16 protein-coding genes are annotated in these 21,773 nt (G+C 56.0%); 10 read left to right on the top strand and 6 right to left on the bottom strand.

Annotated features, from left to right (window positions below):
* Positions 1–68 precede the first annotated feature (68 nt).
* The 3 genes from serA (at position 69) to Q0O33_RS00965 (ending at position 4,234) form a co-directional block, all read left to right on the top strand.
* The gene (gene serA / locus Q0O33_RS00975) at positions 69–1,652 is read left to right on the top strand and encodes a phosphoglycerate dehydrogenase (RefSeq protein WP_295494826.1); all 1,584 of its coding nucleotides are present in this window, start codon (positions 69–71) and stop codon (positions 1,650–1,652) included.
* Between the two features lie 41 nt (positions 1,653–1,693).
* Entirely contained in the window at positions 1,694–2,806 is a 1,113-nt protein-coding gene (locus Q0O33_RS00970) for an ATP phosphoribosyltransferase regulatory subunit (RefSeq protein WP_295494823.1), read from the top strand.
* A 138-nt stretch (positions 2,807–2,944) separates the two neighbouring features.
* Entirely contained in the window at positions 2,945–4,234 is a 1,290-nt protein-coding gene (locus tag Q0O33_RS00965) for an adenylosuccinate synthase (RefSeq protein ID WP_295494821.1), read from the top strand.
* Here the strand turns inward: Q0O33_RS00965 and Q0O33_RS00960 are convergent.
* Positions 4,231–5,535, bottom strand: a complete 1,305-nt coding sequence (locus Q0O33_RS00960) for an MFS transporter (RefSeq protein WP_295494819.1) — start codon at positions 5,533–5,535, stop codon at positions 4,231–4,233. The two genes, Q0O33_RS00965 and Q0O33_RS00960, sit on opposite strands and share 4 nt — an antisense overlap.
* Positions 5,536–5,708: 173 nt before the next feature.
* Here Q0O33_RS00960 and Q0O33_RS00955 point away from each other — a divergent pair, with 173 nt between their 5' ends.
* Positions 5,709–6,446, top strand: coding sequence for a class I SAM-dependent methyltransferase (locus tag Q0O33_RS00955; protein WP_295494817.1), 738 nt, complete (start codon positions 5,709–5,711; stop codon positions 6,444–6,446).
* 9 nt (positions 6,447–6,455) lie between these two features.
* Here Q0O33_RS00955 and Q0O33_RS00950 read toward each other — a convergent pair whose 3' ends face one another.
* Entirely contained in the window at positions 6,456–7,799 is a 1,344-nt protein-coding gene (locus Q0O33_RS00950; protein WP_295494815.1) for a dicarboxylate/amino acid:cation symporter, read from the bottom strand.
* Between the two features lie 185 nt (positions 7,800–7,984).
* Here Q0O33_RS00950 and Q0O33_RS00945 point away from each other — a divergent pair, with 185 nt between their 5' ends.
* Positions 7,985–12,634, top strand: a complete 4,650-nt coding sequence (locus Q0O33_RS00945) for an NAD-glutamate dehydrogenase domain-containing protein (RefSeq protein WP_295494812.1) — start codon at positions 7,985–7,987, stop codon at positions 12,632–12,634.
* Positions 12,635–12,837: 203 nt separating this feature from the next.
* Here Q0O33_RS00945 and Q0O33_RS00940 read toward each other — a convergent pair whose 3' ends face one another.
* Entirely contained in the window at positions 12,838–12,963 is a 126-nt protein-coding gene (locus tag Q0O33_RS00940) for a hypothetical protein (protein WP_295494809.1), read from the bottom strand.
* A 120-nt stretch (positions 12,964–13,083) separates the two neighbouring features.
* Positions 13,084–13,677 carry an HD domain-containing protein gene (locus Q0O33_RS00935; protein WP_295494807.1) on the bottom strand — a complete coding sequence of 198 codons (594 nt, stop codon included), beginning with the start codon at positions 13,675–13,677 and terminating at the stop codon, positions 13,084–13,086.
* Between the two features lie 89 nt (positions 13,678–13,766).
* On the opposite strand from Q0O33_RS00935, the gene Q0O33_RS00930 reads away from it, so the two are divergent.
* Genes Q0O33_RS00930 through yghX form a run of 3 tightly spaced genes read left to right on the top strand, consistent with a single transcriptional unit; the run spans position 13,767 to position 16,616 of the window.
* Positions 13,767–14,903, top strand: a complete 1,137-nt coding sequence (locus Q0O33_RS00930; RefSeq protein WP_295494804.1) for a histidine kinase — start codon at positions 13,767–13,769, stop codon at positions 14,901–14,903.
* Positions 14,900–15,700 carry a LytTR family DNA-binding domain-containing protein gene (locus Q0O33_RS00925; protein ID WP_295494802.1) on the top strand — a complete coding sequence of 267 codons (801 nt, stop codon included), beginning with the start codon at positions 14,900–14,902 and terminating at the stop codon, positions 15,698–15,700. Before Q0O33_RS00930 ends, Q0O33_RS00925 begins: the two co-directional genes overlap by 4 nt.
* A gap of 10 nt (positions 15,701–15,710) precedes the next feature.
* Positions 15,711–16,616 (top strand): YghX family hydrolase, encoded by a 906-nt coding sequence (yghX, locus tag Q0O33_RS00920; protein ID WP_295494799.1) that lies wholly within the window; start codon positions 15,711–15,713, stop codon positions 16,614–16,616.
* Here yghX and tadA read toward each other — a convergent pair.
* Positions 16,613–17,068 (bottom strand): tRNA adenosine(34) deaminase TadA, encoded by a 456-nt coding sequence (tadA, locus tag Q0O33_RS00915; protein ID WP_295494796.1) that lies wholly within the window; start codon positions 17,066–17,068, stop codon positions 16,613–16,615. The two genes, yghX and tadA, sit on opposite strands and share 4 nt — an antisense overlap.
* A 131-nt stretch (positions 17,069–17,199) precedes the next feature.
* Between tadA and rpmB the strand changes: the two genes are divergently transcribed.
* Positions 17,200–17,490, top strand: coding sequence for a 50S ribosomal protein L28 (rpmB, locus tag Q0O33_RS00910; protein WP_125230549.1), 291 nt, complete (start codon positions 17,200–17,202; stop codon positions 17,488–17,490).
* A gap of 38 nt (positions 17,491–17,528) precedes the next feature.
* Here the strand turns inward: rpmB and Q0O33_RS00905 are convergent, their stop codons facing one another.
* Positions 17,529–18,545, bottom strand: coding sequence for an esterase-like activity of phytase family protein (locus Q0O33_RS00905; protein ID WP_295494791.1), 1,017 nt, complete (start codon positions 18,543–18,545; stop codon positions 17,529–17,531).
* A 229-nt stretch (positions 18,546–18,774) separates the two neighbouring features.
* Here Q0O33_RS00905 and Q0O33_RS00900 point away from each other — a divergent pair, with 229 nt between their 5' ends.
* Complete coding sequence (locus Q0O33_RS00900; protein WP_295494789.1) at positions 18,775–21,741, top strand: L-glutamate gamma-semialdehyde dehydrogenase; 2,967 nt, start codon at positions 18,775–18,777, stop codon at positions 21,739–21,741.
* The last annotated feature ends 32 nt before the right edge of the window (positions 21,742–21,773 follow it).

Here is a 21,773-nt window from a genome sequence, read left to right as displayed (position 1 = left end):
TCGTTTGTAACCAATAGGCGAGATAGGCCCCAGCCTTCGCTGGGGCGACGACCCAAAAGGACAAAGCAATGACCAAACCACGCGTACTCATCTCCGACAAAATGGACCCCAACGCCGCCAAGATTTTCGCTGAACGCGGCTGTGACGTTGATGTCATTACCGATAAAACGCCCGATGAACTTGCCGCGATGATTGGCGATTATGATGGCCTGGCCATTCGTTCGTCGACGAAGGTCACAAAACAAATATTGGACGCTGCCACCAACTTAAAGGTGATTGGCCGCGCCGGCATCGGTGTCGACAATGTCGATATCCCTTATGCGTCGGCCAAGGGTGTTGTTGTCATGAACACGCCTTTTGGTAACTCGATTACGACCGCTGAACATGCCATCGCCTTGATGTTCGCCCTTGCGCGGCAATTGCCAGAGGCGAATGCGCAAACGCAAGCGGGCAAATGGCCGAAAAATGATTTCATGGGCGTTGAAGTTACCGGCAAGACGCTGGGCTTGATCGGTGCGGGCAATATCGGATCGATTGTCGCGAGCCGCGCACTGGGCCTACGGATGAAAGTTGCAGCTTTTGACCCGTTCCTTACCGCCGATCGCGCGATTGAAATGGGCGTAGAAAAGGCTGACCTTGATACTTTGCTTGCTAAGGCCGATTTCATCACCTTGCACACCCCGCTGACCGACCAGACGCGCAACGTCCTATCGAGAGAAAACCTTGCGAAGACCAAAAAGGGTGTCCGCATCATCAACTGTGCACGTGGCGGGTTGATCGACGAAGAGGCGCTGAAAGAGGCATTGGACAGCGGCCAAGTCGCCGGGGCAGCTTTGGATGTTTTTGCGACTGAACCCGCGAAGGAATCGCCCTTGTTCGGCACGCCGAACTTCATCTGCACCCCGCATTTGGGCGCGTCGACCAATGAGGCGCAGGTCAATGTGGCGTTGCAGGTCGCTGAACAAATGGCGGATTATCTGGTCAATGGCGGCGTGACCAATGCGCTCAACATGCCAAGCCTGTCCGCCGAAGAGGCGCCGAAGTTGAAACCATATACGACCCTTGCACTAAAATTGGGTTCGCTTGTTGGCCAATTGGCGCATGACAATCTCGACAATATTGCGATTGAGGTTGAGGGCGCTGCGGCGGAACTGAATATTAAACCAATTACGGCTGCTGTCCTTGCCGGTTTCATGCGGCGTTTTTCCGACGCAGTGAACATGGTCAACGCGCCGTTTTTGGCGAAGGAGCGTGGCTTTGACATACGCGAAGTCCGCCATGACAAGGCTGGCGCCTATCACACATTGGTGCGCGTTACCGTGAACACAGCGCAAGGCCCGCGTTCGGTTGCAGGCACGTTGTTCGCCAATAGCGAAGCGCGGCTTGTCGAGATTTTCGGCATCAGCCTTGAGGCGGAACTGGAAGGTAACATGCTCTATATCGTCAACGAAGATGCGCCCGGTTTCATCGGCCGTGTCGGCACGACCTTGGGTGAGGCTGGATTGAACATCGGCACCTTCCATCTGGGCCGTCGCAGTGCGGGTGGCGAAGCGGTCTTGTTGCTTTCGATGGACGCGGCGATCCCAGAAGCTGTCCTGAAGCAGCTTGGCACGTTGCCCGGTGTAAAAACAGTGAAGGCGCTGAAGTTTTAAGCGGGGCTTCCCCGCTTGGACTTTTGCGGTAAAGAGTGCGCATGAATAATCCACCTAATTTGCTGCCCGAAGGGTATCGCGACCGCCTTCCGCCCCAAGCGGAGGTTGCGGCGCGGGTATCGCGGGCGATGATCGACGTGCTGGCAAGCTATGGCTATGCGCGTGTGGCACCGGCCATGGCGGAATTTGAATCGGTGCTCGCCAAGCATAGTGGCGATGCCAACCGTAATCAGCATTTGCGTTTCACCGACCCTGTGTCGGGCCACACGCTGGCGCTGCGCGGTGACATCACGGTGCAGGTCGGACGGATTGCGACGACGCGCATGAAGGACACGCCACGACCGTTGCGTTTGGCTTATCATGGGCAAGTATTACGCCTGCGCGCCAAACAATTGCGTCCCGAACGGGAATTGACCCAATTGGGCGCGGAATTGGTTGGCAATGACAGCGTTGCGGCTGCTTGCGAAATTGTGGGCGTTGCCATTGATGCGCTTGAGGCGGCGGGCGTCAAAGACATCACCATTGACTTCACCTTGCCCGATCTTGTGGAACGGCTGGCGGAAAAAGCTCTGCCTTTGGCGGCGGACAAGATTGATGCCGTTCGGTCCGAGCTGGATATGAAGGATGCAGGCGGGCTGAGTGCGCTTGGGGCGGATGCCTATTTACCACTGCTGGCGGCAACTGGTCCATTTGCAGAAGCGGTAGAGAAATTGCGGGCAATTGATGCTGGCGGGGCGTTAGCATCACGAATCCACGCCTTGGAAGCGATTGCAGGAACCATTGCGGGCCGCGCCAATGTGACGCTGGATCCAACCGAGCGGCATGGCTTTGAATATCAAAGCTGGTTCGGCTTTACGATCTTCGCCAAAGGATACAGCGCGGCGCTGGGACGCGGCGGGACCTATTTTATTGATCGCGCCGATGGACCACCGGAACCGGCAACGGGCTTCTCGCTCTATCCCGATCCTTTGGTTGATTTGGCCGAAGAAGGCGTTGTCCGGCGGCTTTTCCTGCCACTGGGTACAGACGCCGCAACGGGTGCAAAATTGCGCCATGACGGCTGGGTGACGGTCGCGGCATTGGATGCGGATGACAGCGCGGCTGAGTTGGGCTGCACCCATATTTGGATGAATGGTCAAGCCATTCCCGCCTGAAATCGTCGCACACGCAGCTTTAGGGTGGACGCCAGCGCTGCATAATCATAACGGAGTGCACGGCGAATCCCTTCGCAGGAAAAACCTCCTGCGCAGAAAAAGGCCCCAGAGCTATCTGGCTTTGACAGGGAATATCTGATGGCGAATGTAACCGTAATTGGCGCACAATGGGGCGACGAGGGTAAAGGCAAGATTGTCGACTGGCTGGCGGAACGCGCCGATGCCGTTGTCCGCTTTCAAGGCGGGCATAATGCCGGCCACACTTTGGTGGTGGGCGACAATGTTTATAAATTATCGTTGCTGCCTTCAGGCATAGTCACCGGCACTTTGTCGATTATCGGCAATGGCGTGGTTTTGGACCCTTGGGCACTGCGCGATGAAATGGCAAAACTGCGCGGGCAAGGCGTTTCCATCACGACCGAGAATTTCGCGCTGGCGGACAATTGCGCGTTGATCCTGCCGATTCACCGCGACTTGGATGGTTTGCGCGAAACTGCGGCGGGTTCGGGCAAGATTGGGACCACGGGTCGCGGCATTGGCCCGGCTTATGAAGACAAGGTTGGCCGCCGCGCGATCCGTGTGTGTGATCTCGCGCATCTCGATGCCTTGGATGCGCAGCTTGACCGTTTATGCGCGCATCATGATGCCTTGCGCGCTGGCTTTGGCGAGCCGCCGGTGGATCGTGCGCGCTTGATCGCTGATCTGAAAGAAATAGCCCCCTTTGTTCTCGAATATGCACAGCCCGTGTGGAAGCGCCTGAACAAGGTCCGCAAGGCAGGCGCGCGGATATTGTTTGAAGGCGCGCAGGGCGTATTGCTCGACGTCGACCATGGCACATATCCCTTCGTAACCTCGTCCAACACGGTTTCGGGAACGGCTGCCGCCGGTTCCGGCCTTGGGCCAAGTGCCGCGGGCTTTGTGCTCGGTATCGTTAAAGCTTACACCACGCGGGTTGGGTCTGGGCCGTTTCCGACCGAGTTGGAGGATGAAATCGGCCAAAGGCTGGGTGAACGCGGCCATGAATTTGGCACCGTCACGGGCCGCAAGCGCCGCTGTGGTTGGTTTGACGCCGTGATCGTGCGTCAAAGCTGCGCCGTATCCGGCGTGACTGGTATTGCGCTGACCAAGCTCGATGTGCTTGACGGATTTGACACGATCAAGATCTGCACAGGCTATCGCCTGAACGGCAAAGTCTATGACTATCTGCCCGCACATGCCGCAGATCAAGCCGCGGTTGAGCCTATTTACGAAGAAATGCCCGGCTGGCAGGAAACGACCGCCGGCGCGCGCAGTTGGGCCGACCTTCCGGCACAAGCGATTAAATATATCTCGCGGGTGCAGGAATTGATCGAAACGCCCGTTGCATTGGTATCCACGTCGCCGCAGCGCGAAGATACCATTTTAGTGCGCGATCCCTTCGCCGATTAACCCGTTTTGAGTTCGGCTTTCAGCCGCAAGCTCGCGCGCCAGAAGAAAAAGGCGGGGATGAGGCCAAGCCATGCTGCGCCATAGAGCACCCAACGGACGCTTTCATCGCCGGCAATAGGTTGAAGCTGGTCGGACAATATGCCGAAAAGTAGTGGCCCCATGCCTAGGCCAATGAGGTTTTGGCCGAACACTACAAGCGATGCCGCAATGGCCCGCGCTTCAGGGCGGACAAGGCCCTGGACGCAGCCATATGCTGGCCCATAATATGCCGCATTCAAAAGTGTTGGCACGATCAGCAACGCAACCGCGACGCGCCAGTCCTCGGCCCAATAGCCTACAAATAATATCGGCGCGGCAATGGCCATGCCGATGGCCGGGAGGGTCAGAATGTGGCGCTTGTCGCGCTTGCCGAAGACATCGGCCATTTTTCCGCCAAGCCATGTCCCGGCGATGCCCGAAATGCCCAATGCGACTGCCATGGCAAGCCCGGCCTCAGTCGTCGAAAGCCCGTGCGAGCGGATGAAAAAGCTTATGGTCCATAACCCTTTGCCGTAGCTGAGAAACGCAGTGAACGATGCGGCGATGAAGACATAGAGATAGGCTTTGGACGCAAATACCTCACGCACGGCTTCTTTGATCGACAGTGCAGTCTTCGCAGATGATGCAGTTGTATCAAACTGTGCGCTATCCGCACAGCGACGCGGGTCGCGGATGAGCAACGGCAGAACAAGCGCAAGCAATATTCCAGGTGCCCCGACCAGCATCAGCGCCGCGCGCCAGCCATATTGGTCATTCACCACACCGCCTATGATTAACCCCAGCAGTCCACCGATCGGGATACCCAGCCCAAAGAACGCGATGGCCGACGAGCGCTTCTCGGGAGGCACGCTGTCGGCAATGAGCGAATGTGCTGCAGGCGTACATCCAGCTTCGCCGACGCCAACCCCAATACGGGCGAGGGCTAGCTGAAGAAAATTCTGCGCAACGCCGCATATCGCCGTCATTGCAGACCAGATCGCGAGACACACCGAAATAAGCCATACGCGGTTGGCTCGCGCCTTGTCTGCATACCGTGCGATTGGTATGCCCAGCACTGCGTAAAATACCGCAAATGCCGGACCCGCCAGCAGCCCCAATTGTGTATCGCTTAAGCCGAGATCACGTTTAATCGGCTCTGCAAGAATGTTCACAATTTGGCGGTCTAGAAAGTTAAGGATGTATACGAGTAGCAGTATGAACAACAGCAATTTTGGATTTGTAATCGTCGGCTTTGCAGCCGTTGCCTTCTGGCTATTGTCCATGAATGTCTCCTCTTCCTGCTATACGTTATGGAATGTTTTTTGGTATTGTCAAAGCCTTGAAACGTGTGTGGCGCGCGCCGTGTGAACGACGCGCCGTCCCATGAGTGCGTAAAATCAGACAGCCTGCAAACTCTTTGATTGACTGTTGTCCGCTTCACGGCTCTTGGGTCGAAATGACTACACGCGAAACGACGGCGTTAATGCCTCTCAATGATCTGGATCTTAGCTTGTCGTTGGGCGACCGCTTCATGGTCATCGCCTATGGCGCTGTTCAATGGCCATGGTTGCTGCGTAGCCTTGATGGCGGGCGCAAGAAAGATAAGGCTGATTTGCTTGCCTATCTCGAGTTACCGCTGGATGCGCTGCCTAATCTGGGCAGTTGGAAAGCCGACACAAATTTTTTGTGGCATATCGTTTCTGCAATCGAAGAAATGCAACCGGCGCAAGTCGTCGAACTGGGTTGCGGGGCCTCCACCTTTGTCGCTGCGCGTGCCTTGCAGCTTTTTGGCGGCGGAAAAATTGTCAGCTTTGACCAACATGCAGAATTTGCCGCGACTACGCAAAGCTGGATTTTAGATAATAAGATGGATGCAGAAATCCGGCACGCGCCGTTAGGCGCACCGCCAACTGGCTGGCCGGGGCACTGGTATCAACTTTCCGATGTTCCCAACGAAATCGACTTACTCATCGTTGATGGCCCGCCTTGGGCCATCCATCCGCATGTGCGCGGGGCCGCCGCAAGCCTGTTCCCGCGCATCCGTCCGGGCGGCAGGGTGTTGCTGGATGACGCGGCACGACCCGGCGAGCGTGTGGTGGCGCGGCGCTGGCGCAAAGAACATCGCAACATGGACTTCACGCTCGACAGCAAGGGTGCCAAAGGCACCTTGCTGGGATATAAACACCCCGCTTAGGGTCAGCCCCTAAAGCTTGGTTTTCCGCTTATCGGTCACCATGTCCGTAGCAAGATCAAGCCCGGCCTTTCCGTCCGCTGCGGTATGCGCAGGGGCATGGGGCGTTTCGCTATAATCCGGCTGCTCTACCTCAAGCATCCCCTCCCATTTGGTGATGACGGACGTGGCAACAGCGTTACCGACGACATTGGTCGCGGTGCGGCCCATATCGAGGAACTGATCAATCGCAAGGATGAGGGCGACGCCTTCCACCGGAAGGTCGAACATCGCCAACGTACCGGTGATGACCACCAATGAAGCGCGCGGCACGGCGGCGACGCCCTTGGACGAAATCATGAGCGTGAGTAGGATAAGGATCTGCGTGCCGATGGATAGGTCAATGCCATACGCTTGCGCGATGAAGATTGTCGCGAAGCTCATATACATCATCGAACCATCAAGGTTGAAGCTGTATCCCAAGGGCAGCATGAAACCCGAAATCCGGCGCGGGACACCAAAACGGTCGAGCTGTTCAAACAGCTTCGGCAGGGCCGCTTCGCTCGATGCGGTCGAAAATGCGATCAACATAGGTTCGCGGATGTAGCGGATGAGCGTCCATATGCGCCGGCCCAAGAAAATTGCGCCCAGCGACAGAAGGATGGCCCACAACAACGCGAGGGACATATAGAATTCGGTGACCAATTCCAAATAGGTTGCAAGGATTGCAAGGCCGCTTTTTGAGACCACAGCTGCCAATGCGCCGAACACCGCGACAGGGGCATAGCGCATAACATAATGCGTGATCTGAAGCATCATTTCCGCGAGTGACTCGGCACCGCGCACCAAGGGCGCACCCTTTTCACCTAAGGCGGAAAGCGCAATGCCAGCGAACAAGGCGAACACCAAAATCTGCAAGATGTTGTTGGTGGCCATCGCCTCGAAAGCGTTTTTGGGGAAAATTGAAAGAATGAATTCCCAAAAGTCTAGTTTCTTAACTTCACCCACCGTCGCTGCTGCATTTGCGATCGTATCAACAGGTGCGCCAATACCCGGCTGAAACAGATTCACCATCAACAAACCAAGACCAATCGAGATGAAGCTGGCGATAATAAACCATGTGATGGCGCGAAAACCGATGCGGCCAAGCGCAGAGCTGTCGCCCATATGCGCAATACCAACGACGATGGTTGATAGAATGAGGGGCGCAACCAACAATTTGATTAAGTTCAGAAATATATCAGAGAGAAGTTTAAATGTCTTGGTGAGATATTCAAACTGTGTGCTGTCTTGCGCGAAACTGACATGGACCGCGTAGCCGACGGCCACACCCAGGATCATTCCTGCCAGTATCCACAATGTAAGCCGTTTATCCACGCAACCCTCCGAACATTCGTTGTTTCGCGCGACGCTACACAGGAGCAATGCAGGTCGCAACAAGTTACAGTCGTGACTTGTTTAAGCTTGAGAAGGGCGTCATAAGTCTTGTAATAAAATTACAACGCATTTTGTCGTTGAAGATGGCACATAACCAGAGGCTTGCGGGCTCAGGAGATCATTTCATGGCGGCCGCCAAAATTGCTAAAAATAGCGGAAAAATCGACAAGACCCTTTTGAAGGATATGGTCTCCGCCTTTGCCGAGACCGCTTTGCCGGGCGAAAACGAGGGGTTTGACGCGAAAGCGGCGGAGGATGCCGCGCGTTTCACTATCGAGACCGGCCTGCATCGCAAGGCGGGCAGTGCGGCCATTGCACTGGATAGCTTTACCGATGCGCAGGGCCGCTTGATGATGCGGATATCGCTGAATAATGACGATATGCCCTTTTTGGTGGATTCGGTATCGTCTGCCGTTGCTGCTTATGGGATCGCGGTGAAGCGTATCATCCACCCCGTGTTGAGTGTTGTCCGTGATGACGCCAATATGCTCTCATCCATCAGCCGGAAACGGATGGACGGGCAGGCGCGTGAATCCTTCATTTACCTCGAAACAGCGCGTGTCGACGCCAAGGAGCGCCGCAAGGTTGAGGCGCATTTGGCGGATGTTCTCGCCGACGTTCGCGGCGCGGTGACCGATTGGCGCGACATGCTTGCTGCCTTGTCCGCCGACGCCGACAGCCTGCCGGATAGCGAAGGCACGGCGTTCATCCGTTGGTTCCATGATGATAATATGACGATTTTGGCGCATGAGCGGATCAGCAGCGATGGCACGCGTTCCAACCGCCTTGGCTTGTCGCGTGTCAGCGATGCACCTGTGCTTTCGGAAGATAGCGTCAGCCTTGCTATCAACTGGTTTGAAGCCGGGGGTGTTGCGCCCTTGGTGCTGAAATCCAACCGTGTTTCTAATGTCCACCGCAATGTGCAATTGGATCTGATCGTTATTCCGATGCGAACGGGCGATCGGGTAACGGGCTTGGCCGTCACAGCCGGGCTTTGGACCAGTGCGGCTCTGGCAACGGCGCCGGAAGCCATTCCCGTGCTCAGAACGCATCTGGCGTCGCTGATGGCGCGTTATGGCTTTGACCCTTCGGGCCATGCGGGCAAGGCGATGGCCCATGCGCTCACGGCGCTACCGCACGACCTTTTGGTTGCGCTCAAGCTGGATGATTTGGAACGCGTCACTTTGACCGCCATGTCGCTGACGGACCGACCACGCCCCAAGCTGATTGCGCTGCGGTCGCCGCTGGGACGTCATCTCTATATCTTTGTGTGGTTGCCACGTGATGATGTGTCGACGGGCATCCGTAAGCAGATTCAGACGATGCTGATGGATGCCACTGGCGGATCTTTATTAGGCTGGACCATCGGTTTGGAAGACGGCGGCGTCGCTTTGCTGCGCTATACGCTCGATTTGCCGGACCGTGGACAGACGGTGGACGAAGCCAGTCTGGATGCCAAGCTGGAGTTGATGGTCCGCGGGTGGGAGCCAGCGGTTGAGGCTGCCTTGGCCAATCTGACCGATGAAAAGCGCGCAGCGGCTATGCTTGTGCGTTATGGTGCGGGCTTTCCGGCCAATTACCGCAGCAGCTATTCGACCGACGAAGCGGCGCGGGACATGATGTGTTTGCTTGCGATGGAACGCGACCATAGCAAGATTACCCGGCTGTTCGTGGAAGAGGATAAGCTTCGGCTGAAAATTTACAGCTATGGTGGCACTTTGCCGTTGAGCGATGTCGTGCCCGCGCTGGAGAACTTCGGTTTCGATGTTCTGGAGGAATCGCCGACCGCATTGGCGAATGGTAATTATATCCATGACTTTCATTTGGCGCTGCGTGGCGGCAATATTTCAAATTTATTGGAAAAACCGCAGGTCCTGGAAACTGCGCTGAGCCAAGTATTGGATGGCAGTTTTGAAAATGACGTGTTCAACCAGCTGGTCACGATTGGTGGACTTGCGCCGCAATCGGTCATCTGGCTGCGCGCATGGTACCGCTATTTGCGCCAAACGGGCGTGACCTATGGCATGCCAACGGTGGTGTCGGCTTTGGCTAAAAATGCAAATGTCACGCGGTCGATCATATCGCTGTTCGATGCCTTGCATAATCCTGCAACCAACGGCAGCCGCGACAAGGAAGCGGCGAAATATCAAAAGGCGATACATGCTGATTTGGCCGCCGTGTCGGCGATTGACGAAGATCGCATCCTGCGCCGGTTTCTGGCTGTCGTCCTTGCCACATTGCGTACAAACGCGTTTGCCGCAGCGGCGGCTGAGGCATTGGCGTTCAAACTGGATTGCGCGAAAGTTCCCGGTCTGCCGGCGCCGCTGCCTTGGCGGGAGGTTTTGGTGTATTCGCCCCGCGTGGAGGGCATTCACTTACGCGCCGGACCCGTCGCGCGCGGCGGCTTGCGCTGGTCCGACCGGCGGGATGACTTCCGTACCGAGGTTTTGGGCCTGATGAAGGCGCAACGCGTTAAGAATGCGGTGATTGTGCCAACCGGTGCCAAAGGCGGTTTTTATCCCAAAAGACTACCCGACATGCGGGTGGACCGTGATGCGTGGTTTGCCGAAGGCACAGAGGCCTATAAAATATTCATCCGGACGTTGCTGTCGATTACCGACAATATTGTGAACGACCGGATCGTGCATCCCGATAATGTAGTCATCCATGACGGGGATGATCCCTATTTTGTTGTAGCTGCAGACAAAGGCACAGCGACATTCTCCGACACTGCGAACGCCATCGCGCTGGAACGCAATTTCTGGCTTGGTGATGCCTTTGCGAGCGGTGGCTCGGTTGGTTATGACCATAAAGCGATGGGCATCACCGCAAAGGGCGGCTGGCTATCGGTGCAGCGCCATTTTGCCGAAATGGGCATTGATGTCCAAAAAGAAACGGTCACGGTTGCGGGTGTTGGCGATATGTCTGGCGACGTGTTCGGCAATGGCATGTTGCTTTCAAAGTCGCTGAAAATTGTCGCGGCGTTTGACCATCGCCATATATTTCTCGACCCCAATCCCGACCCGGCGAGCAGTTGGAAAGAACGCCAGCGCTTGTTCAACCTGCCGCGTTCAAGCTGGCTCGATTATGATGCCAAGCTGATTTCCAAGGGCGGCGGCGTGTTCGCGCGTACGGATAAAGTCATCAAAACAACATCGGAAATCAGAAGTCTGCTCGGTATTGATGCGACAGAAATTGAACCATCTGCATTGATGACCGCTATACTAAAAGCGCCTGTGCAATTGATGTGGTTCGGCGGTATCGGAACCTATATTAAGGACCGGAGCGAAAGCCATTTGGACGTTGGCGACCCCGGCAATGACTTTATTCGTGTGAACGGCGCAGACGTGCAGGCGCAAGTCATTGGCGAAGGCGCGAACTTGGGCGTGACGCAGGCGGGACGTATTGGCTTTGCCTTGCGCGGTGGCCGCATCAACACCGACTTTATCGACAATAGCGCCGGCGTTGATTGCTCCGACAATGAAGTGAACATCAAAATCGCCCTGAATGCGCAGATGCGTGCCGGCAAGTTGAAGGAACCTGCCCGCAACATCTTGCTGGCGGAGATGACCGACGCGGTGGCGCATTTGGTGTTGGAGGATAACCGCCTTCAAACGCTAGCCTTGTCCATCGCGGAAACTGGCGGCGCGGGTGATTTACCTGCTTATGTAAGGCTTATCGAAATTTTTGAAGGCGCGGGCAGACTGGACCGTGTGGTTGAAGGACTTGCGCCCAATGAGGAACTGTTCCGGCGCGCCAGCGAAGGGCGCGGGCTCACGCGGCCGGAGCTGGCTGTGTTGCTCTCGACGGCGAAACTTGCCGCGCAGGATGAGGTTGAAGTAGCACCTTTGGCGCAGGACAAGTCAATGGACGGCGAACTTTTGGCAGCCTTTCCGGATGAGATGGTCAAATCGCATAAGGCGGCGATTTTGGGACATCGGCTTCGCAAGGAAATCATCGCCACAAAATTGGCCAACCGCATGATCAACCGGCTTGGTATGCTGCACCCATTTGAATTGGCGGAAGAGGAAGGCTGTAGCCTTGGCGATGTCGCGGCGGCCTTTGCCATTGCCGAGTCCATTTACGATCTACCTGCCTTGTGGAATATTATGGATACGACCGCGATGCCGGAATCCACGCGGCTGATGCTCTTCAACCAAGCGGCCTTAGAAGTGCGCGCGCAAATGGCGGATATCATTCGCAATGCCCATGAAGGTCGTGATGTCGCGGCGGCGACGGCGGTATATGCGCCTGTGGTGCAGAAGCTAACGGCTGTGTTGGACGGGCTATTACCACAAGATGTCCGGTTGCAGACCGAACGTTTTGGTGCGCGGTTGATCGAGAATGGCGCGCCACGCAAAATTGCGGACCGTCTGGTGCAACTGGCGCAATTGGATGGCGCCATTGGTCTGGCGGCGCTTTCATCCACGCAAAAGGGTGATGTCACCGCACTCACACGCGCCTTTACCGCCCTTGGTGAAGCGCTGGGTCTAAGCTGGGCACAGGGCACTGCCATGCAGGTGGACCCGCAAGATCCTTGGGAGCGGCTGTTGGTTGCTGGCCTTGCGCGGGATTTCCAAACCATGCGCCTGGATTTTCTGCGGCGCCGCGCCGCCAAGAAACCGCTTGAGGATGCGCAAGACTGGCTGATGGCCAATGCGGTGCGTGTGCGGGCGTTCAAGGCGATGGTAGACCGTGCCCGCATGGCGGGTGCACCAACCCCCGCCATGTTGGCACAAGTGGCAGGGCAAGCACGGGTATTGCTGGGGCGTTAACGCGCCGGGGCGACGGGGAAAAGACGACGCCCCCCCCCCACAACGTCATGCTGAACTCGTTTCAGCATCCATCGTGCCACATAGACCTAAGGGTAGAGATGAGAAATGGACCCTGAAACAAGTTCAGGGTGACGGTCGGGGGAGCATTTTTGGGTGCCACTCCGCTTAACGCATATAGCGGTCAGCATCTAAGCGTTAAAGCCTCAGCTTTTCTGGCCTAAGCCCGCTGGATTGCCCTTTGTCGATGGGTTTGATGCGTTTTGCTTTTTGGGCTTTTCTGCTTTTGGCTTGCGGACTTCGCGGCTCGACTTCTTTTGGCTCTTCGCCATGATATTTTCCTTTGAGGCAGTCGTGCGCAATTTAGGCTTGGGTCAGAATGCACTGACCCATATCACAAGAAGATAAGCATGAACGCCCCTCATTAAAAGGGCGCGCGCAAAATGACCGATCTAAGCGACCGCCTCTACCGCCCTTTTGTAGATGCTATTGAGCGGGCTACGGAAAAGCTTCATCACCATCGGTTCGAAAAATGAAAGCGGCAGCGTGTCATAATCCGGATCAAAGGATGGGCAGTCATATTTGTCGATAAATTCTTCGGTATCGGCAAACCACTCATGCCCGCGAAACTGCTCACGCATGTCGCGGTCAAGGCCGAGATGGTGGAAGAAATTACGCCCCTGAAAAATGCCGTGATTCTGCACAATCCAAAGAATTTTTTCTGACACAAACGGTTTCAATATCGCCGCTGCAATGTCGGGATGGTTGGCTGCGCCCAGCGTATCGCCAATGTCGTGCAGCAAGGCCATCACCACATATTCTTCATCCCGGCCATCGCGATGGGCGCGTGTCGCGGTTTGCAAGGAATGTGTCAGCCGGTCGACTGCAAAGCCGCCAAAATCACCGTCGAGCAATTTCAGATGGTCCAAAATCCGGCGTCCGCCATCTTGCGAAAAGGGGATATTGTGCCGCATGATGATCTGCCAATCCTCTTGCGTGCTCTGCGCCATATCATGAAAAGTTGCGCGGTCTTCTTGGCTGTCCATTTTACTATCCTCTCGCCTGCAATGTGTAACAGCCTTGGCCGACGAAACAAGGGCTTCATGCGCGCGCAAAAAGCGGCTAGACCGAAAATATGGCGGTATTAGAGCTTACAGATAAACCCTTCTTCTCGGACAAGAATCGCGCTTTTTGGAACTTGCACTCGGCTGGTTGGGCGGGCGCGGTCATATTGCGCGCAGCTTCCGGTATTGCGCAGGGGCAGCCCGTCAGCTTCTTGGTGCCCATCCTGATTTCTGCGGTGACGGGCTATTCGATCACGCTGCTTCTTTCGGTGATATACCGGTTCTTGATTGATCAGCGGCCGTTTATCACATGGAGCCTGACCTTCGTGTCTGTCTCGCTCGCGACTTTGGGTTATGCCTATGTGGACGTGTGGGTGCTGCAAACCATTCGTGACGGGGTCGATGAAACGCCTTTTGCCCAATTATGGCTGGCGGCGATTTATATCAACTCAGTGCTGCTCGCGGCATGGTCCGCCTTATATTACGCCATCAATTATTTTGTGCGCGCAGAAGAGCAAGCCGACCAGATGATGCGGCTAGAGGCGCAGGCGACCAGCGCGCAACTTACGATGTTACGCTATCAGCTGAACCCTCATTTCCTTTTCAACACATTGAATAGCATTTCGACCTTAGTGCTGTTGAAACAGACAGACCAAGCCAATGCTATGCTGTCGCGCCTGTCCTCATTTTTGCGGTTTACGCTGATCAATGAAGCGGCTGCGAAAGTGCCGCTAACTCAGGAAATTGAGACGTTAAAACTATATCTCGATATTGAAAAAATGCGGTTTGAAGAACGGTTGCGGACATATTTCATCATCGAACCATCGGTGGAAAACGCATTGGTGCCTTCGTTGTTGCTGCAGCCACTTGTGGAAAATGCTATCAAATATGCGGTCACGCCCAAGGAAGAGGGCGCGGATATTTCGGTGACCGCTCAACTCGTCGGTCAAAGGGTGCGGATTACCGTTTCGGACACTGGCCCGGGCTTGCAGCCGGGACAACAAGACCACAGCCTATCCACAGGTGTCGGCATGGCGAACACGCGCGAGCGACTGTCGCAAGCTTATGGCGAGGACCAACGCTTTGAACATTATGTAAAGGCCGGGGGAGGATTTGAGGTGTTATTAGAACTCCCCTATCAAAACCGGATGATCGCAGGGGAAGACAATCAAGCGGGGGCGCAACAGCAAGGAATGAAATCCGCATGAGCATTCGTACAATATTGGTCGACGATGAAAAGCTGGCCATTCAAGGTCTCGAACTACGGCTTCAACCCTTTGATGATATCGAAATTGTGGCCACTTGCCACAATGGTCGCGAGGCCATTCGCAAGATCAAGACACTAAAACCTGACTTGGTCTTCTTAGATATTCAAATGCCGGGATTTGACGGCTTTTCGGTTGTGCAAGGCGTGATGGACATCGACCCACCCTTGTTTGTGTTTGTGACCGCATATTCCGAACATGCCATTAAGGCGTTTGAGGCGCAGGCCATCGATTATCTGATGAAGCCTGTGGAACCCGAACGGCTGGCTGACACCATGGACCGCGTGCGCAGCCGGCTGTCCGAAAAGCGGACATCAGAAGAACTCGACCGCCTGCGCACGGTTATCAACGAAGTTGCGCCAAATGCGGCGGACAATTTGGGATCATTGGATGACGATTTGGCATCCACCCGCTTTGAAAAGCTGATCAACGTCAAGGATCGCGGTCAGATTTTCCGCGTTGATGTCGCGAGTATTGAACGCATTGATGCGGCGGGCGATTATATGTGCATTTATACCGCCGAAACCTCGCTAATCCTGCGTGAAACGATGAAGGATTTGGAAAAACGGCTCGACCCGCGCACCTTCCAACGGGTGCACCGTTCCACGATCGTCAATTTGGATCAGGTCCGCCAAGTGAAGCCCCATACCAATGGCGAGTGCTTTTTGGTGCTGGAATCAGGCGCGCAGGTGAAGGTTAGCCGGTCGTACCGCGACGTCGTTGCCCGTTTCGTCCATTAAGGAGTTAGGCATGCAGCCAGCCAATACGCCAACCCGCATGAAGGCCAGCGATTTTCATCCCTATATCCTCGAAATCTTTGATGGCTATGTCCATGGCAAGATGACCAAGCGGGAATTCATGCGTGAGGCGGGCAAATTTGCCGCAGCGGGCGTGACAGGATTGATGATCCTTAATCAGCTGCAGCCCGACTACGCGCTGGCGCAGCAGGTAAAGGCGGATGACCCCGCCATCGTCACCTCACGCGTAATCGTGCCAAGTCCCGATGGTCATGGAAGCATCAATGGCTTGTTAGCTAAACCCGCCAAGGCAAAGGGCAAGCTACCGACGGTGCTGGTCATCCACGAAAATCGCGGGCTTAACCCTTATATTGAGGATGTTGTCCGGCGTTTGGCCAAGGCGGGTTATATGGCGCTGGGTCCAGATGGTCTGTCCTCCGTCGGCGGCTATCCCGGCAATGACGAGACGGGTCGCGCTTTGCAGGCGAAGTTGAACCCAGCCAAGTTGTTGGAGGATTTCTTTGCCGGCTTTGAATATCTGCGGGATCATTCCGAAAGCACAGGCAAGGTCGGCGCGGTTGGTTTTTGCTATGGCGGCGGGGTGTGCAATGCGCTGGCGGTGGCCTATCCCGAAATGGCGGCATCGGTGCCTTATTATGGGCGCCAGCCAAGGGTGGCAGAAGTGTCTGCGATTAAGGCGCCGTTGTTGATCCATTATGCCGAGGTGGATGAGAGGATTAACGCAGGCTGGTTACCCTATCAGGCCGCGCTTATTGCGAACCAGAAGCGTTTCAACGTGCATTTCTACCCGGGAACACAGCATGGTTTCCACAATGACAGCACGCCGCGTTTCGACACAGCAGCGGCGGAATTGTCTTGGGACCGCACGCTGGCATTTTTTGACGAAAATCTGCGTTAACGCCGTTCCGCAAAGAATTTTTTGAGCAAGGCAGCAGATTCGTCTGCGGCGATGCCGGCATATATCTCCGGCTTATGGTGCAGGGTCGATTGTTCAAACAAACGGGGGCCATGGGTGACAGCGCCGCCCTTGGCATCGTCCGCGCCATAATAGAGCCGAGCGATGCGGGCATGGGCAATCGCACCCGCACACATCGCACAGGGCTCCAGCGTTACCCATAGGTCACATCCGGTCAGGCGGTCATTGCCAAGATAGGCTGCAGCCTCCCGAATGGCGATGATTTCGGCGTGCGCGGTGGGGTCATGGCTTTCCATCGGGCGGTTGGCACCGCGTCCAATAATGATCCCATCCTTGACGACGATTGCGCCAACGGGCACTTCACCTTGTACAGCGGCATATTGCGCGAGATTGAGCGCTTCGTTCATCATTTCGCGGGCTTTGGTTAGGGACATGACATTTTGCTAGCGCAGATTCCCGCTTTTGGCCACACATCGGCTTGACCTTTTCGGCGTGGAGGGTTAGGGGCAGCGACTTTCGCGGGTCAGTGATTCCGCATACACTTATTTTATACAGGACATATATCATGGCGCGCATCTGCGAACTCACCGGTAAAGGCCGTCTGGTCGGCAACAATGTGAGCCACGCCAACAACAAGACGAAGCGCACATTCCTGCCAAATCTGCAGAATGTTACGTTGTTGTCGGACGCGCTTGAGCAAGGCTACAAGTTCCGCGTGTCGACCCACGGTCTGCGTTCGGTTGAGCATGTTGGCGGTCTCGACAATTGGTTGTTGAAGACTTCGGATGAGAAGCTTTCGACCAATGCGCGCAAAGTGAAAAAAGAAATCGCCAAGAAGCAAAAAGCTGCGGCGTAAGGCCAAGGGCTGCTGACGCGGCCTTTTGCGAAAGCGAATCACAAGCCGGGGGCAGTATCTGCTTCCGGCTTTTTGCTGTCCGCTTGTCGGTTCAAACGGAATTTCATCAATATCGTTCTTTGGAGCAAGGTGAAGTTATTGTCCGAGATCAGCCAAAGGAACAATTTGTTCCCTGCGCCCGTGACGGCAATCCCCTCCATATTGTCGACGAGCAATGGCGCGGCAAGCGATGCGATGACGTCCGCCGAAAGCACGCTGCCGCGACTGATGCTCTCGGGGTTCAGCAACGATAGCTTCGCGGTGAATCCCGATAGAAACCCGACGGCGCGATTGAGAATGACAATTCGCCCATCGGGCAGTTGCACCGCATCGGTCACGCGGTAGCCCTTTGGCGGACGGAATTTGAAGGGCGTGGCGGTGGTGGCGCTTTCAACCGGGTCGCCAGAAAATATCCATGCGCTGTGCATGTCGTCGTCAAGGCTCTCGGCGATGATGATAAACCGACCATCCTGCAGGCGAACTATGCTCTCCGCACCTTTGTTGCGCGGCAATTTTTGCAAAGCTGCGGGCCGTATCATGCCCGTTTGTTGGACGAAGGATTTTGAATACCGCCGGATCGCGTGATTGCCTTCAAAACTCACCCAATATTGGCCGCTATCGGGGTCATAAGCCAGTCCCTCACTATCGCGGTCTTTGTAAGACACATTCGGACCTTGCAAATTTGGCAGCGGGGTGATGGTGGCGCGGTCGATCCGCCCATCCTTGGTCCATCCAAAACGGATGAGTGTTCCGGCGTCGCCAATCCCGACAAAACGGCTATGTCCCACAGAAACCAGTGCCGAAATACCGCCGAAATTTTCGTTGCTGCTGCGTAATTCCCATGCCTCGACAAATTCCAGAGCGCCCACCTGCCGCTGGGCGGGGTTGTCGGGATTGAGCATCAGCGGTCGCAAGCTGATGACTTGGCTGTCGCTCGGATAAATCGTGCGCACGCCGCCGACGGCGAGCACGGCCAAGGCGATGATGAGCGCAAGACGTTTCAACTTTGCTGACATGTCACTCCTCCGCGTTCACCGTCGGGTCAATGATCGATGTTCATAAGTCAATTCTGGCTAAAGCAAATCGCCTATTTGTCCGGCACTGCCCTTGAACCTTATTTGGCACCAAGCAGAACAGGGATTCAGCTTTAGACATGAATCGAAAAGGCCAGTCTTCGCTCGAAGGCTGGCTTTTTCGTTACAAGTGAAACTTGTCTGTTTTGGCATTATCCTGCAAAGCGCAGCTATGAACGCATCACTCGATTCCACGCGCCTGTCTCTCCGCTCTTATCATCGCAAGCCCGAGACGGAAGTGCTGGCACCATTGGTCGTGGCTGCCACGGTCGATGGGGAAATGCGGGGCGATATCGTGCGCAGTGCGCGCAGCCTGCTGGATGATTTGCGGGAGGCGCAGGCCGATGGCTGGGTAAACTCCTTTTTGCAGCAATATCGCTTAGGCACCGAAGAGGGCACGGCGTTGCTGTCGTTGGCCGAAGCGTTCCTGCGCGTGCCAGATCCGCAGACGGCGGACCTTCTGATTGCCGACAAGCTCACAGATGCCGATTGGAGCGATCATAAGGGGCAATCGTCCAGCATGCTGGTCAACAGTGCCACTTGGGGCTTGGTGCTGGGTAAGGCCGTCCTGGGCGACAGCACAAGCACATTGAAACGCCTGATTGCAAAGGCTGGCGAACCCTTTGTGCGGCAGGCTGTCGGTGCGGCGATGCGCCTGATGGGCCAAGTGTTCGTTATGGGCCGTGACATTGACGAAGCGATGAAGCGCATGGAGTCGAAGGACAATCGCGGCTTTACTGCGAGCTTTGACATGCTTGGCGAAGCGGCGCGGACCAAATCGGATGCCGAACGTTATTTCCAATCCTATGCCGCCGCCGTTGCCGCCGTTGGCCGTAACCCCGCACGTGGCCATAGTGTTTCGGTTAAATTATCCGCGCTCCACCCGCGCTATGAAACTGCGCAAAGCGCAAAATGCGTGCCGGAACTTGCCGAGATGGTGCGCGAATTGGCGCGTTCTGCGTCTGCGCTGGGGGTCCAATTGACGGTTGATGCCGAAGAGGCGGCACGGCTGGAGATGAGCCTCGATATCATCGAGCAGGTCGCGCGCGATCCAGCCTTATTCGGCTGGGATGGGCTCGGCATGGCGGTGCAGGCATATTCCAAGCGCGCCCGTCCTGTGCTCGCTTGGGCCGACGCCTTGGGCCGCGATACGTCGCGCATCTTGCAAGTACGCTTGGTGAAGGGCGCATATTGGGACAGCGAAATCAAACATGCGCAGGAACGTGGCCTGAGCGACTTTCCGTTGTTCACGCGCAAGGCCGCGACCGATGTGTCCTATCTTGCGTGCGCCAAGGATATGCTTGCCGCGCGCAACATCCGCCCGGCCTTTGCGACGCACAATGCCTTGACGGTTGCGACTATCCTGCAATGGACGGGCAAACAGCGCGATTTTGAATTCCAGCGGCTTCACGGCATGGGGGAGGGTTTGTTTGACCGCCTCGTGCGAGCGGAAGGCTATAATTGCCGCACCTATGCGCCGGTCGGCGGGCATCGCGACTTGCTGGCCTATCTTGTCCGCCGCTTGTTAGAGAATGGCGCGAACAGCAGTTTCGTCCATCAATTGGCGGATCAATCGATCAGCGAAGACGAATTATTGGCGGACCCGGTGGAAAAAATCATGGTTGTTGGCGGCATGCCCCATCCTGCGATTGCCGCGCCTGCAGACCTGTATCAGCCAGAGCGCGTGAACAGTGGCGGCCTAGATCTAGATGATGCAATTATATTGCAGGAAACCGTTGCCGCCGTCACCATGCCCGTGAATGTGAATGGTGACGCAAGTGTAAGTCCGGCAGAGGCTGTGACCGCTGCGCTGGCGGCCTATCCTGAATGGTCAAGCACGCCTGTCGAAGCGCGCGCCGATTGCCTTGATCGTCTGGCCGATTTGTTAGAGGAAAATCGCAGCCAGTTGATGGCCATTGCGGTGCAAGAGGCGCGCAAAACAATTCCCGATGCGCTTTCCGAAGTGCGCGAGGCGGTTGATTTTTGTCGCTTTTATGCCGCGCGCGCCCGCATCGACTTGGTCCCTGTTGAATTGCCCGGGCCGACGGGCGAACGCAATGTCCTGCGCCATGAAGGCCGCGGCGTGTGGATCGCCGTTGCCCCATGGAATTTCCCGCTGGCTATTTTCATTGGCCAGCTTGTCGCCGCCTTAGTCGCAGGCAATACGGTGGTTGCCAAACCAGCGCCGCAGACGCCTGCAATCGGCAGGTTCGCTGTGGCATTGGCGCATAAGGCTGGCGTGCCCAATGGCGCGCTGCAGATTGTGACGGGCGCAGGCGATGTTGGTGCGGCGCTTACGGCCGATACCCGCATCGCGGGTGTCGTTTTCACAGGCTCCGTTCCGACAGCAAAGGCGATTGCCCGTAATCTGCTGGCCGATGATGATCGGCCCTTAGTGCCTTTGATCGCCGAAACAGGCGGCTTGAACGCGATGATTGTCGATTCCACCGCTTTGTCCGAACAAGTTGTGCGCGATGTCATCGTGTCGGGGTTCCAATCCGCTGGCCAACGCTGTTCGGCGCTGCGGCTGTTGCTGTTGCAGGAAGATATTGCGGAACATACGCTGGAAATGCTGCGCGGCGCGATGGATACGCTGAATATGGGCGATCCGGCTGACCCAGCCACGGATATTGGGCCAGTTATTGATCAGGCGGCCTATGATTCACTCATGGCATATCGTGCCAGCGTGAAAGACCGTATCATGCACGAAATACCTGTTCCAGCCGATGGCCTGTTCGTGCCGCCGACGGTTATCCAGCTGGACGATATAAACGATCTAAACCGCGAATATTTTGGTCCATTGGTGCATTTGGCAACGTGGAAGGCGGGCACGTTGGAAGCGACGGTGGCCAAGATAAATGTCAAGGGCTTTGGTCTAACGATGGGGCTGCACAGCCGTATTGCTGGCAGCAGTGCTGTGGTCGAACAACTGGCGCGCGTCGGTAACTTGTATATCAATCGATCCATGATTGGCGCGGTGGTTGGCAGCCAACCCTTTGGGGGCGAGGGCCTATCCGGCACCGGCCCCAAGGCAGGCGGGCCGCATTATCTGTATCGCTTTTGCGCAGAACGCACGACAAGCACGGACACGACAAGCGCGGGCGGCAATGCGTCGTTGCTGTCATTGGATGATGGTTAAACATCACGCTTGCTTGCGCATCGCAGTTGGTG

The organism is Sphingorhabdus sp. EL138 (assembly GCF_945862485.1).
In the GTDB taxonomy this organism is placed as follows: Bacteria; Pseudomonadota; Alphaproteobacteria; order Sphingomonadales; family Sphingomonadaceae; genus Sphingorhabdus_B.
This window is presented reverse-complemented; position numbering and strand designations above follow the sequence as displayed.

What these genes read in the sequence shown, in the direction of transcription:
- Q0O33_RS00970 (WP_295494823.1), top strand. Translation starts at nt 1,694, where the DNA reads ATGAATAATCCACCTAATTTGCTGCCCGAAGGGTATCGCGACCGCCTT.
- Q0O33_RS00940 (WP_295494809.1), bottom strand. Translation starts at nt 12,963, where the DNA reads ATGGCGAAGAGCCAAAAGAAGTCGAGCCGCGAAGTCCGCAAGCCAAAA.
- serA (WP_295494826.1), top strand. Translation starts at nt 69, where the DNA reads ATGACCAAACCACGCGTACTCATCTCCGACAAAATGGACCCCAACGCC.
- rpmB (WP_125230549.1), top strand. Translation starts at nt 17,200, where the DNA reads ATGGCGCGCATCTGCGAACTCACCGGTAAAGGCCGTCTGGTCGGCAAC.
- tadA (WP_295494796.1), bottom strand. Translation starts at nt 17,068, where the DNA reads ATGTCCCTAACCAAAGCCCGCGAAATGATGAACGAAGCGCTCAATCTC.
- Q0O33_RS00930 (WP_295494804.1), top strand. Translation starts at nt 13,767, where the DNA reads ATGGCGGTATTAGAGCTTACAGATAAACCCTTCTTCTCGGACAAGAAT.
- Q0O33_RS00935 (WP_295494807.1), bottom strand. Translation starts at nt 13,677, where the DNA reads ATGGACAGCCAAGAAGACCGCGCAACTTTTCATGATATGGCGCAGAGC.
- Q0O33_RS00945 (WP_295494812.1), top strand. Translation starts at nt 7,985, where the DNA reads ATGGCGGCCGCCAAAATTGCTAAAAATAGCGGAAAAATCGACAAGACC.
- Q0O33_RS00900 (WP_295494789.1), top strand. Translation starts at nt 18,775, where the DNA reads ATGAACGCATCACTCGATTCCACGCGCCTGTCTCTCCGCTCTTATCAT.
- Q0O33_RS00955 (WP_295494817.1), top strand. Translation starts at nt 5,709, where the DNA reads ATGACTACACGCGAAACGACGGCGTTAATGCCTCTCAATGATCTGGAT.
- Q0O33_RS00925 (WP_295494802.1), top strand. Translation starts at nt 14,900, where the DNA reads ATGAGCATTCGTACAATATTGGTCGACGATGAAAAGCTGGCCATTCAA.
- Q0O33_RS00960 (WP_295494819.1), bottom strand. Translation starts at nt 5,535, where the DNA reads ATGGACAATAGCCAGAAGGCAACGGCTGCAAAGCCGACGATTACAAAT.
- Q0O33_RS00965 (WP_295494821.1), top strand. Translation starts at nt 2,945, where the DNA reads ATGGCGAATGTAACCGTAATTGGCGCACAATGGGGCGACGAGGGTAAA.
- Q0O33_RS00905 (WP_295494791.1), bottom strand. Translation starts at nt 18,545, where the DNA reads ATGTCAGCAAAGTTGAAACGTCTTGCGCTCATCATCGCCTTGGCCGTG.
- yghX (WP_295494799.1), top strand. Translation starts at nt 15,711, where the DNA reads ATGCAGCCAGCCAATACGCCAACCCGCATGAAGGCCAGCGATTTTCAT.